Origin of the sequence: Streptomyces physcomitrii, from assembly GCF_012273655.1 — a bacterium.
Classification (GTDB): Bacteria; Actinomycetota; Actinomycetes; order Streptomycetales; family Streptomycetaceae; genus Streptomyces; species Streptomyces physcomitrii.
This window is the reverse complement of the sequence record NZ_JAAWWP010000018.1, coordinates 141714-153322: the sequence shown is the minus strand read 5'-3', so window position 1 is coordinate 153322 and position 11609 is coordinate 141714. Positions and strand designations below refer to the sequence as shown.

The 11609-nt window shown below is 72.6% G+C and carries 12 protein-coding genes and 1 rRNA gene; 9 read left to right on the top strand and 4 right to left on the bottom strand.

Annotated features, from left to right (window positions below):
- From rrf to HFV08_RS24930, 8 genes are all read left to right on the top strand, one after another.
- Positions 1-88: ribosomal RNA gene (gene rrf / locus HFV08_RS24965) — 5S ribosomal RNA — on the top strand; the annotation flags it as partial.
- Positions 89-228: 140 nt separating this feature from the next.
- Positions 229-885 carry an HAD family hydrolase gene (locus HFV08_RS24960; protein WP_168542649.1) on the top strand — a complete coding sequence of 219 codons (657 nt, stop codon included), beginning with the start codon at positions 229-231 and terminating at the stop codon, positions 883-885.
- 87 nt (positions 886-972) lie between these two features.
- Positions 973-2145, top strand: coding sequence for an acetoin utilization protein AcuC (locus tag HFV08_RS24955; RefSeq protein ID WP_168542647.1), 1173 nt, complete (start codon positions 973-975; stop codon positions 2143-2145).
- A 173-nt stretch (positions 2146-2318) separates the two neighbouring features.
- Entirely contained in the window at positions 2319-3146 is an 828-nt protein-coding gene (locus tag HFV08_RS24950) for a phosphatase (protein WP_168542645.1), read from the top strand.
- A 128-nt stretch (positions 3147-3274) separates the two neighbouring features.
- Positions 3275-3484: a helix-turn-helix domain-containing protein gene (locus HFV08_RS24945; RefSeq protein ID WP_040249844.1), complete on the top strand. Its 210-nt coding sequence runs from the start codon at positions 3275-3277 to the stop codon at positions 3482-3484.
- A gap of 152 nt (positions 3485-3636) precedes the next feature.
- A complete protein-coding gene (locus HFV08_RS24940) occupies positions 3637-3735 on the top strand; it encodes a 30S ribosomal protein bS22 (protein WP_003948845.1) in 99 nt (32 codons plus the stop codon).
- A 303-nt stretch (positions 3736-4038) separates the two neighbouring features.
- Complete coding sequence (locus tag HFV08_RS24935; RefSeq protein ID WP_168542643.1) at positions 4039-5130, top strand: NAD-dependent epimerase/dehydratase family protein; 1092 nt, start codon at positions 4039-4041, stop codon at positions 5128-5130.
- Between the two features lie 13 nt (positions 5131-5143).
- Complete coding sequence (locus tag HFV08_RS24930; RefSeq protein ID WP_168542641.1) at positions 5144-6190, top strand: lysophospholipid acyltransferase family protein; 1047 nt, start codon at positions 5144-5146, stop codon at positions 6188-6190.
- Positions 6191-6203: 13 nt separating this feature from the next.
- Here HFV08_RS24930 and HFV08_RS24925 read toward each other — a convergent pair whose 3' ends face one another.
- From HFV08_RS24925 to HFV08_RS24910, 4 genes are all read right to left on the bottom strand, one after another.
- A complete protein-coding gene (locus HFV08_RS24925; protein WP_168542639.1) occupies positions 6204-6857 on the bottom strand; it encodes an SAM-dependent methyltransferase in 654 nt (217 codons plus the stop codon).
- A gap of 374 nt (positions 6858-7231) precedes the next feature.
- Complete coding sequence (locus HFV08_RS24920; protein ID WP_168542637.1) at positions 7232-8419, bottom strand: DUF5667 domain-containing protein; 1188 nt, start codon at positions 8417-8419, stop codon at positions 7232-7234.
- A gap of 251 nt (positions 8420-8670) precedes the next feature.
- On the bottom strand, positions 8671-9474 hold the full coding sequence (locus tag HFV08_RS24915; RefSeq protein WP_168542635.1) for an ECF subfamily RNA polymerase sigma factor, BldN family: 804 nt from the start codon (positions 9472-9474) through the stop codon (positions 8671-8673).
- 522 nt (positions 9475-9996) lie between these two features.
- Entirely contained in the window at positions 9997-10971 is a 975-nt protein-coding gene (locus HFV08_RS24910; protein ID WP_168542633.1) for an HAD family hydrolase, read from the bottom strand.
- A gap of 196 nt (positions 10972-11167) precedes the next feature.
- Between HFV08_RS24910 and HFV08_RS24905 the strand changes: the two genes are divergently transcribed.
- Positions 11168-11455: a glutaredoxin family protein gene (locus tag HFV08_RS24905; RefSeq protein WP_186095440.1), complete on the top strand. Its 288-nt coding sequence runs from the start codon at positions 11168-11170 to the stop codon at positions 11453-11455.
- Positions 11456-11609 lie beyond the last annotated feature (154 nt).

Here is an 11609-nt window from a genome sequence, read left to right as displayed (position 1 = left end):
CGGTTACATTCCGAACCCGGAAGCTAAGCCTTACAGCGCCGATGGTACTGCAGGGGGGACCCTGTGGGAGAGTAGGACGCCGCCGAACTAAATGTAGAGAAGAGCCCCTGTACCGGGAGAACCGGTACAGGGGCTTTTCTCATTTCCGGAGATATTCCAGGGGCATTTCAGGGATGTTCTCGCCCTCCCCTTTCCCGGGGCCCTTTCCCGGCGCCGTAAGGTCAGGGCATGCGCTACGACCTGGTCATCTTCGACAATGACGGGGTGCTCGTCGACAGTGAGCCCCTGTCGAACCGGCTCCTGGCCGCGTACCTCACGGAGCTCGGGCACCCGACCACGTACGAGGAATCGCTGCGGGACTACATGGGCGGGGCCATGCACCGGGTGCATGAGACGGTCCTGGCGCGGACGGGGCGGAAGCTGCCCGAGGACTTCGACGAGGAGTTCCACCGGCGGGTCTTCGCGCTCTTCGAGCGGGAGTTGCAGGCGGTGGCCGGCGTACCGGAGGTGCTGGAGGAACTGGCCGCCGAGTCCATTGCCACCTGTGTCGCCTCCTCCGGGAGCCATGAGCGGATCCGGGTCGGGCACCGCAAGACCGGCCTCGGCAGGTTCTTCGACGAGGGCCGGATCTTCAGCTCGCAGGATGTGGGCCGGGGCAAGCCAGCCCCTGACCTCTTTCTGCACGCCGCGGACCGGATGGGGGTGGCACCGGCCCGCTGCGCCGTCGTCGAGGACAGCCCGCTCGGGGTGCGCGCGGCGGTAGCGGCCGGGATGGACGTGTACGGATTCACCGCCATGACACCGGCCGGGCAGCTGTCGGAGGCCACCCGGCTCTTCGCGGACATGCGGGAGCTGACCGAGGTCCTGGACCGCCGCCAACCGTGACGTTCCCCCGCCGACCAGGAGGTTCCGGGTCGTGAGGCATGCCACGCTCCGTCGAGGACGGGGCGGGCGGCCGGTACGGTGACGGGCATGAGTGGCCGCACGCAGCTGATGTGGGACGAGGCAGTTACGCGCTACGACTTCGGTGCCGGGCATCCGATGGACCCGGTGCGGTTGGCGCTGACCCGTGGGCTCGTCGGCGCCCTCGGCCTGGACGCGGCCGTGGATGTGGTCAGGGCGAAGCGCGCCGGGGAGTCCACGCTGCAGCTCGTGCACCGCGAGGACTATGTGAACGCCGTGAAGGCGGCCTCCGAGAACCCGGCCGCCGCGGACGGGACGTACGGGATCGGGACGGTGGACGATCCGGCCTTCGCGGGGATGCACGAGGTCTCGGCGGTGATCGCGGGCCAGTCGGTCGGCGCGGCCGAGGCGGTGTGGCGGGGCGAGGCGCCGCACGCGGTGAACTTCGCGGGCGGGCTGCACCACGCGATGCCGGGCGGCGCCTCCGGGTTCTGTATCTACAACGACGCCGCACTGGCCATCGCCCGGCTGCTCGAACTCGGCGCGGAGCGGGTCGCGTACGTCGATGTGGACGTGCACCACGGGGACGGGGTGCAGGCGGCCTTCTGGGAGGACCCGCGGGTGCTCACCGTCTCGCTGCACGAACACCCGCGGACCCTGTTCCCGCAGACCGGATGGCCGCAGGAGACCGGCGCCGACTGCGCGGAGGGCTCGGCGGTGAATGTCGCGCTGCCCGCGGGCACCGGCGACCAGGGCTGGCTGCGGGCCTTCCACGCGGTGGTGCCCGAACTGCTCGCCGACTTCCGGCCGCAGGTCCTGGTCACCCAGCACGGCGCCGACACCCACTTCGAGGACCCGCTCGCCCACCTCGCGGTCTCCCTGGACGCCCAGCGAGCCGTCCAGGTCGCCCTGCACGAGCTGGCGCACCAGCACGCGGGGGGCCGCTGGGTGGCGCTCGGCGGCGGCGGATACGCGGTGGTCGACGTGGTGCCGCGGTCGTGGACGCATCTGGTGGGCATCGCGGCCGAGCGGCCGGTGGCGCCGGAGACGCCGATCCCCGAGGAGTGGCGGCAGTCCGTGTACGCGCGGACCCGGCAGGACGCCCCGCGCCGGATGACCGACGGGCGCTGGCCGGTCGACTTCGCGGAGTGGGAGGCCGGCTACGACCCGGCCGACCGCCTCGACCAGGCCGTCCTCGCCACCCGCAAGGCGGTCTTCCCGCTGCGGGGGATGCTGCCGTAGCCGCGGGGGACCCGGGCCGGACCGCCGGGAGCCGGGCGCGACCGGCCGCGCGCGACGCTCGGTCGGCCTCGCGCTTGTCCCTCCGTCAGGACATACGTACGTACCGTCCGTCGACCGGGTGCCGTTTCGCCGGTGCGGGCGCCGGGGCGGGGCCGCTGCGCGAGCATCGGGGCGTGCTCACCATCCAGGCGCTGCGGGCGCACCTGCTGGCGTCCGGGATCGCCGGGGCGGTGGCCACCTCCCGGGAGGCCAATCTGCGCAGCTACCGGTTGTTCGCCGCCCGGGACCCCCGGGTACTGCTCGGTCTCGATCCGCGGGGGGAGTGGCCGCAGCGGGCGGTGCTGGCGCTGATGGCCGAGCGGTGCGGGGTCTCCGGCGATCCCGCGCGGTGCGGCGGGCCCGACGCGATCGACCCGGAGCGCACCCTGGCCGCCCTGGACGCCTTCGCGGACCGGCTCGGTCAAGCGGCCCGGCTGCGCAGCCCGGTGCTGTTCGGCACCGGGCATCCGCATCGGCTGCTCGGCTTCCATGCCGCCCTGGCGCGCGGGATGGCGGCGGCCGGCTGCCCCGTGCTCACCCCGGCGCGGGGGGTCGTCCTCCCCCTCATGACGCGCTTCGGTCTACGCGCCCATCACCTCGACTACGTAGCCGGGGTCGCCCTGGTGCGGGAGGCGGGGCAGACGGGGGCGGGGCGTGCGCCGGGGCGTGGGCAGCCGGCGCACTCGCATTCCCCGCGCCCGGTGCGCACCGCGCTCGCGGCGCTCGCCGAGGCGGGCGGGCCGCTGCCCGCGCTGGTGGTCGGCGACCACGGCTGGGTCTGCGGGGCAGGTCAACTGGGCATTGATGCCATGGGACTTGCCGACACCGATGATCCGGCGCTCTTCGTCGGCGAGGCCGAGGGGCGGATTTCGGTCGTCGTCCCGCTGGATGACGCGGTTCACTCCGATCACTACCGGCCACTTGTGCGCCATGTGCTGACGCGGGCCGGACTGTCGGGATAAAGGGGACCCGCTGCTCCTCTTCCCCACTCGCACCACCCGCCTCTACTCTGGTGAGTGAGCACGCAACGACGAGGAGTCACCGGAAGGGGAAGCCGGGGCGCGTCGTGTGCGGAAGGTTCAGGTGTGTCATGGCTGGTGGCGAGAGGCCTCTGAACGAGGTTCAGTTCCTTACCGTGGCGGAAGTCGCCTCGGTGATGCGCGTATCCAAGATGACCGTGTACCGCTTGGTGCACAGTGGTCATCTGCCCGCGATCCGGGTCGGCAGGTCGTTCCGAGTCCCGGAGCAAGCGGTTCACGAGTACCTCCGCGAGTCCTATGTGGGGGTGGAGACTGCCTGAGGCAAGGTCCGGTTTCCACCGGCCCGTCACCCGATTACGGGCTCAGCGCTCGGGCGGGTAGGCTAGCCCCTCGTAGGTCGTGTGGGCCCATGTCGCCCCGCACCAAGATCCCCGAAGTGTGGGGATGTTCCGAGAAGTGAGCGAGGGTAGTCGTGGGCTCTGTTATCAAGAAGCGGCGCAAGCGGATGGCGAAGAAGAAGCACCGCAAGCTGCTGAAGCGCACGCGTGTCCAGCGTCGTAACAAGAAGTGAGCGACGCTGACAAGAAGCGCTCTGCGGCCCCCCTGCTGTGACAGCAGGGGGGCCGCGGTCGTTTTCGCGTCCCGCGGGCCGCTCGGCGTCCGGCCCGGATTGAGCGCGCGCCGGGCGGGCAGGCGCCCCGGAGTCCGGAATTCCGGACCGGCGGGCGGCCGGTGGGGGCAATCCCGCGAATCCGTGCCGCGCGGCGATTACAGCGCGGCGGTGAAGCGCTACGGTGGCGCGTACGGCACGTACCGGTGAACGCGCGGTGCGGGTCCGGGGCGGCGAGCGGCGACGGGAAGGTGGGCGCGGATCGTGGGCGAGGTCGTGCTGGTGACAGGGGCGGCCCGGCAGCTGGGCGGGCGTTTCGTGCGCCGGATCCAGCGCGATCCCGAGGTGGACCGGGTCATCGCCGTGGACGCGGCCCTGCCCCAGCACCATCTGGGCGACGCCGAGTTCGTGCAGGCCGACATCCGGCAGTCCACCATCGCCAAGGTCCTCACCGAACGCGGCGTGACCACCGTGGTGCACCTGGACGTCAGCGGCACCGGACTCGGCGGCACCGGCCGGACCACGGTCAAGGAGACCAACGTCATCGGCACCATGCAGCTGCTCGGTGCCTGCCAGAAGTCCCCCGCGGTGCGGCGCCTGGTGGTGAAGTCCTCGACCAACGTGTACGGCGCGGCGCCCCGCGACCCGGCCGTCTTCACCGAGACCACCCCGCCGAAGTCGCTGCCGAGCGGCGGCTTCGCCAAGGACACCGTCGAGGTCGAGGGCTATGTGCGCGGCTTCGCCCGGCGCCGCCCCGATGTCGCGGTCTGCGTGCTGCGCTTCGCCAACATCCTCGGGCCCGGCGCCGAGACCCCGCTGACCGAGTACTTCTCGCTGCCCGTGCTGCCGACCGTCTTCGGCTACGACCCGCGGCTGCAGTTCGTGCACGAGGACGATGTGATCGAGGTGCTGCGGATCGCCGCCCGCGAGCCGCGCCGGGGCACCCTCAACAGCGGCACCTTCAACATCGCCGGTGAGGGCGCGCTGCTCCTGTCGCAGTGCTCGCGCCGGCTCGGCAGGCCGACCGTGCCGATGCTGCTGCCCGCGGTGAGCTGGTTCGGCTCGGCGCTGCGCAATCTCGGCGTCACCGACTTCTCGCCCGAGCAACTGCGGCTGCTCACCCACGGCCGCATGGTGTCGACGGCCCAGATGCGTGAAACCCTGGGATACGAGGCCGGGTACACCACGGCCGAGGCCTTCGAGGACTTCGTGCGCTGCCGGGGCGCGGGGCTGCTGCCCCCGCAGCTGGTGGCGTCCGCGGTCGACAAGCTCGCCGCCCTCCCCTTCCTGGCGGGCGCGCGCGAGGCGGCAGGCACCGACACGGGCGGTACGGCCCCCGCGCAGAGCGCGAACTGAGGAGCGCAGCAACATGGCGGACGCCAAGGTCATCCCCTTCGACGACGACCGCTCCCGCGCGGGCGAGCGGCGCCCGGCCCGGCGCAGGCCCGCCGCCTCCGGGCGCGGGGCGGACCCGGTGCCGATCCACAAGAGCGCGACCCTGCCCGGCCAGCAGGCCGGACCGGCCGGGCAGGAACCGGAGCCCGACCTCGAGCCCGGTACGGCACCGCCCGAGCCCGGCCCCTGGGAGCGCCGGATCGCGGGCGGCCTCAGCTTCCTGCGCCGCCGGCTGACCGGTGACTACGAGGTCGACGACTTCGGCTACGACGCCGAACTGACCGACCAGGTCCTGATGTCCGCGCTGCGCCCGGTCTACGAGAAGTACTTCCGGGTCGAGGTGAAGGGCATCGAGAACATCCCCGCCGACGGGGGCGCCCTCGTCGTCGCCAACCACTCCGGCACGCTGCCGCTCGACGGGCTGATGCTCCAGATCGCGGTGCACGACGAGCACCCGGCGGACCGCAATCTGCGGCTGCTCGCCGCCGACCTGGTGTTCATGCTCCCGGTCGTCAACGAGCTGGCCCGCAAGGCCGGGCACACCCTGGCCTGTGCGGAGGACGCCGAGCAGCTGCTCGCCCGCGGGGAGGTGGTCGGGGTGATGCCGGAGGGCTTCAAGGGGATCGGCAAGCCCTTCGGGGAGCGGTACAAGCTCCAGCGGTTCGGGCGGGGCGGCTTCGTCTCGACGGCGCTGCGGGCCCGGGCGCCGATCGTGCCCTGCTCGATCGTCGGGGCCGAGGAGATCTACCCGATGATCGGCAACGCCAAGACGCTGGCCCGCCTCCTCGGCTTCCCGTACTTCCCGATCACGCCGACCTTTCCGCTGCTCGGGCCGCTCGGCGCGGTGCCGCTGCCGACGAAGTGGACCATCCAGTTCGGCGAGCCGATCCCGACGGACGGCTATCCGCCGGAGGCGGCCGAGGACCCGATGCTGATGTTCAACCTCACCGACCAGGTGCGCGAGCAGATCCAGCACACGCTGTACAAGCTGCTCGTGCAGCGGCGGTCGGTCTTCTTCTGAGGGCCTGGGCCGCTCAGCCCACCAGCCGCCGCACCTTCAGGGTGGTGTCCTCGCGGGTGTCCATGACCCCGTCGGGGCGGGCGGCCGGGCGTTCGTAGGTCTCGCTGACCAGGACCTCCCAGGCTCCGGCCGGCAGCCGGAGTTCGGCGAGGACGTCCTCGGGGGTCGGGAAGTACACCTCCGGATCCGGGTCCTCGGCCCACCGGGGCCAGCCCGCGTGGCCGACGACCAGGAGGATGCCGCCGGGGGCGACGCAGTCCACGGCCCGGCGCAGCACCTCCTCCCTGCGCAGGGCGCCGTAGGTGTGCAGGAAGTGCGCGGAGATCAGGTCGTAGCCGCCCGCCGGGAAGCTGTGGCCGAGGTCGTGCCGCTGCCAGTCGATCCGGTCGGCGACGCCCTGCTCGGCGGCGTGGGCGGCGCCCCGGTCGAGCGCCACCCGGGAGACATCGGCGGCGGTGACCTGCCAGCCCCGGCGGGCCAGCCAGATCGCGTCGGCGCCCTCGCCGCAGCCGAGGTCCAGGGCGCGGCCGGGGGCCAGCTGCTCGGTCTCCCGTACCAGGGCGTGGTTGGGCAGCCCGCTCCAGACGCGGGTGTTCCCCGCGTAGCGGCTGTCCCAGAGCTCCTCGTCGGTGACGGGTGCGGGGTCGGGGGCGGTGCTGCCGGTCATGGGTCCTCCGTACGGCTCGGATGCGGGGCGCGGCGGGTTCGGCGCCCGCGGCTGCCGACGATGGTCCGGCCGGGCGGCCCGGAGTGACCAGCTTTGTTGCCGGGTCGGCAAATCGGGGCGTGCGGTACGGGGGTGCCGGGGCGCGGTACGGGGTGATCGGGGCGTGCGGGGCAGGGCGATCGGGGGTGTGCGGCACGGGGCAACTGAGGGTGGGCAGTACGGGGCATGCGGACGGGCCCCGGTGGAAACCGGGGCCCGGTGCTCGCGGGCCGCGAGGGTGGAGCAGCGGGCCGGCGGATGCTCAGGCGACGCCCGGTCGGCTGTCCACTGCCGGTCGGCCGCTCACTCTCGTCGGGCGCTCACCCTCGGGTCGTTCAGTCCTCGGCGTCCCGGGCGTCGAGGCCGAGGCCGGGGAGGAGGCCGGGGAGGAGGGGCGGGAGGGTGACGTCCGGCTTCGGGCCCTGGCCGCCGCCCGGCTTCTGCGAGCCGGAGTCCTCGGGGTCGGGGAAGAGGCCGCCGGTGTTGCCGCCGAGGAGGCCGTCGTCGGCGCTCTCGGTGGGGGAGGGCTTCGGTCCCTCGGGGCTCTCCTTGTCGCGGTGCTTCCCGTCCGGGCTGGAGGAGGGGGAGCGGTCCGCGGAGCCGGGGTCCCGGGAGTCGGAGCTGCCGGGGGCGGCGGGCTCGGACTCGTGCGCGGGCGGGTCGGGGAGCAGCGAGCGCAGCGGTTCGACCTCTTCGTCTATGGCGTCGAAGACGCTGCTGACCTGGTCGCGGATGTCGCCGAGCTGCACCGGGAGCTTCTCGCGCAGCAGGCTCCAACTGTCGCGGTGCGCGCGGGAGAAGGAGGACAGGGTCTGCAGCGGGCCGAGCGAACCGTCGCGGGTGTAGGCCTCGTGGAGCAGGCGGTGGCCCTCGGTGGCGTCGTGGTTCATGCCGGACAGGGCGCGGCGGACCTCGCCGAGCGCCTCGTGGTCCAGGTCCCTGCCGTGCCGGCCGCGGTCCATCAGGCGGCGGGCCTCGCTGAGCCGGGTGGAGGCGTGGTCGAGGTAGATGCGGCCGCGGTCGGAGTCGCTTCCGGCGAGGCCGAGCTTGAAGTCCTCCATGCCGCGCTTGAGGCCGTAGAGGGAGTCCCCGGGCAGGGCGTCGGAGCTGGCCGCGGCGACCCCGCCGAAGGCACCGGCGGCGACGCTGACGGTGAGTCCGCCCGCGGCCAGGCCCTTGGAGAGCCGGGTGCGCGGGCGCAGGGAGCGGAGCGGGCTGGCGCGGTGGCGGCCCGGTCCGCGCTGGGAGGGCACCGCGGGTCCGGCCGGTTCGGCCAGGGTGCCTTCCTGGGCGAGGGACTCCATCGCGGCCATCAGCTGTGCCCGCTGGGTGGCCTTGACGTCGGGGTCAAGTGCCGGTCTGGGCAGGGCGCCGAGCTCGCTCACCAGCTGGGTGAGGCGTCTGGGCTCGGCCGCGGGGGCGGAGTCCGCGCTGTGCTCGGCGGCCGCACCCTGGCCGGAGGCCTCCTCCAGGGCGCGGGCGAAGGCGTTCGCCCGCCGCTGCCCCGACATGTTCGCGATCACGGGCGGCACCTCCTCTCGTCAGGACGGTCGACTCCCCAAGGGGTCCGAGTGGTTCCTGGATCCGCCCAGCCTCACCCGATCGAGTGGGCGGGACTGGACAGGAAGCAACCAGAGGGAGCCTGTATCCCGCACAACGACGGGGGCGGCACTTGGGTTACGGACAGCGGATGATCCGACCGCGAAAGCCAACAGGCTTCTACGGAAGGTGAGTTGACGACTGCGGGCGGTGTCCGCCGGGTGGTGGCCCGGCCTCAGCGGGCGTCGTCGGGCAGCAGCCGGGCCAGGGTGCGTACGGCCCGGTACTGCAGGGTCTTGATCGCGCCCTCGTTCTTGCCCATCACCCGGGCGGTCTCGGCGACCGAGAGTCCCTGGAGGAAGCGCAGCGTCACGCACTCCTGCTGCTGGGGGTTGAGCCGCTTCACCGCCTGGAGCAGGGCGGCGTTGGACAGCGATTCGAGGACGGAGTCCTCCGGGGAGCGCTCGACCTCGTTGGCGTCGAGCATTTCGCCGGTGGTCACTTCGAGGCGGAAGCGGCTCGACTTGAAGTGGTCGGCGACCAGATTGCGCGCGATCGTGACCAGCCAGGCCCCGAAGTCGCGGCCCTGGTAGGTGAAGGTGCCGATCCGCCGCAGCGCGCGCAGGAAGGTCTCGCTGGTCAGGTCCTCGGCCGTGGCCTTCCCGCCCACGCGGTAGTAGATGTACCGGTACACGGTGTCGCTGTACTGGTCGTAGAGGCGGCCGAAGGCCTCGGTCTCCCCGGCCTGGGCGCGCTCGACGAGTTCCATCATCCGGGCGCTGTCGCTGTCCGCGGCGGGACGGCGCACGGGGGAGGCGGTGGTGCTGGGACGGGTGCGGCGACCGACGGCGGCATGGCTGTTGGTCATGGCGTAGCAGGGGCCGACCGGGCCACCCACGGCGGTTTGCGGTCCGGCGAGGGCGGGGACGGCATACGCGGGAACGGCGTACGCGAGGGGGACGAGATCGCGCAGGCGGTCGAGGACCGCTCCACGCAGCGTAGCCAGGCCCGAGGCGTCAACCCCGACGTGTGGGTACACGGGACTCCCAGAGGCAGAGCTTGCTTGCATCAGGTGCAGTACCGGCACGTTCACCCGCCGAGGCGACAAAGCCGCGTCCGGGTGGGCACCGGATTGCGTCTGAGGAGAATAACGCTTCGTACAGGGGGCGCTACGCCCAGTTGCTCAAAACTGTGAGGACGTCGCCTATCCTGACGTTCCGTGTTCGGTCGATCGCCCTTTGCTGATCACCGGTTGACCGAAAAGCTTCGTCTCGGGGTAGCCCCGGGGCGAGTTGTGGCCGAGCGTCACCGAAGCGACCGGCGGGACGGGTGGCCGGGTAAGAAGAAACGATTGACCTGGGGCCGAACGGGGTCCGCGTGTGTCGTACGAGCCGGTGAGCAGATTTCTGTGGCCCGAACGAGTGCGCTTTCCGCCGTCCGGGCGCGTTGGCGGACGGGCGCGCCCGTGGGTCCGAGGGGGTCCGAGCGGGGGCTCGAACCCGTGCTCAGCTGGGGCTCAGCGGGTGGTCGACCAAGGGCGGCGGCGGGGCCGCGGCGGGACTCAGCGGGCGAAGCGGCGGCGGTGCAGGGCGATGGCGGCCGCGGTGCCGCCCGCCATCGCGCCGACCCCGGCCGCCGCCGGGATGCCGATCTTCGCGGCCTTGCGGCCGGTGCGGTAGTCGCGCAGCCGCCAGTCGCGCTCGCGCGCGTGCCGGCGCAGCTTGGCGTCCGGGTTGATCGCGTAGGGGTGGCCGACCAGCGAGAGCATCGGGATGTCGTTGTGCGAGTCGCTGTACGCGGCGCAGCGTGTGAGGTCGAGGTCCTGGGCGAGCGCGAGGGCGCGTACCGCCTCCGCCTTGGCGGGGCCGTGCAGGGGTTCGCCGACGAGCCGCCCGGTGTAGACCCCGTCGACCGACTCGGCGACCGTGCCGAGCGCGCCGGTCAGGCCGAGGCGGCGGGCGATGATCGTCGCGGTCTCCACGGGGGCCGCGGTGACCAGCCACACCCGCTGGCCCGCGTCGAGGTGGGCCTGGGCGAGCGCCCGGGTGCCCGGCCAGATGCGGTCGGCCATGTACTCGTCGTAGATCTCCTCGCCGATGGCCATGAGTTCGGCGACCCGGTGGCCCTTGACGATGGAGAGCGCGGACTCGCGGGCGTCCTCCATGTGCGAGGCGTCCTCGATGCCCGCGAGCCGGAACCAGGCCTGCTGCCAGGCGAACCGGGTCAGGTCGCGGGTCTGGAAGAACTTCCGCTTGTACAGGCCGCGCCCCATGTGGAAGATCGCGGCGCCCTGCATCACGGTGTTGTCGAGGTCGAAGAAGGCGGCCGCGTGTTCGTCGCCGACGACCGGGAACTCCGGTTCCGGCGGCGCCTGCTCGACCAGGAGGCGCCCGGCCTCCTCGGCCGCGGGCACCTTCGCCGGTTCGCCGGTCTCGTCCGCTGCCCTGCGCGCGGCCTCGGCGGAGGCCTCGCCTGCCAGCACGCTGCGTGCGGTGGCGGAGCGCCTACGGGAAGTGAGCCATCCGAGAGAGGCCATGGCGTCGAGCATAACGAGTCGGGCCACCGGCTCCTAAGTCGCTGAGCTGCGAGGCTGTGAACTCTCCCCGACAGGGGCGTGAACCGGCCGCGGGCAGGGCGGAGGCGCCGGACCGTGAGGGGTCCGCGTGCCCCGCGCGGAGGTTGTGGGACCGCCGGGTGCGCAGTTGGCCGGGCAGGGGTCCGGTGGGGCGAGAATGGCAGGCATGAGCCCTCTGTTCCGGCGTACCGAGAAGAAGCGGCCCGAGGACCGGGTCGTGACCCTGATCCGCAAGCCCGGCTGCCACCTCTGCGACGACGCGCAGCGGGTGGTCGAGGCGGTCTGCGCGGAGCTGGGCAGCAGCTGGGAGCAGCGGGACATCACCGAGGACGAGGAGTTGTACCGGACGTACTGGGAGCAGATCCCGGTCGTGCTGGTGGACGGCGCCCAGCACGACTTCTGGCGAGTGAACCCGGACCGGCTGCGCAGGGCGCTCACCTCCTGAGTGCTGCGGCCGCCGCCGTCGCGCCCGTTCGGATGTCTGCGCACTGGCGGAAAACAGCCCGCAAGTCCCGTAGCATCTGGGGCTGTTGGGCCTCCGGGGACGGGGACCGGCGAGGAGCGTGTCCTGTTCGTGACCCCCATCGACGGGCGAGAAA

Excerpts from the sequence above, each read along its gene's own strand:
- HFV08_RS24960 (WP_168542649.1), top strand. The coding sequence starts at position 229 with ATGCGCTACGACCTGGTCATCTTCGACAATGACGGGGTGCTCGTCGAC.
- HFV08_RS24955 (WP_168542647.1), top strand. The coding sequence starts at position 973 with ATGAGTGGCCGCACGCAGCTGATGTGGGACGAGGCAGTTACGCGCTAC.
- HFV08_RS24945 (WP_040249844.1), top strand. The coding sequence starts at position 3,275 with ATGGCTGGTGGCGAGAGGCCTCTGAACGAGGTTCAGTTCCTTACCGTG.
- HFV08_RS24930 (WP_168542641.1), top strand. The coding sequence starts at position 5,144 with ATGGCGGACGCCAAGGTCATCCCCTTCGACGACGACCGCTCCCGCGCG.
- HFV08_RS24925 (WP_168542639.1), bottom strand. The coding sequence starts at position 6,857 with ATGACCGGCAGCACCGCCCCCGACCCCGCACCCGTCACCGACGAGGAG.
- HFV08_RS24910 (WP_168542633.1), bottom strand. The coding sequence starts at position 10,971 with ATGGCCTCTCTCGGATGGCTCACTTCCCGTAGGCGCTCCGCCACCGCA.
- HFV08_RS24905 (WP_186095440.1), top strand. The coding sequence starts at position 11,168 with ATGGCAGGCATGAGCCCTCTGTTCCGGCGTACCGAGAAGAAGCGGCCC.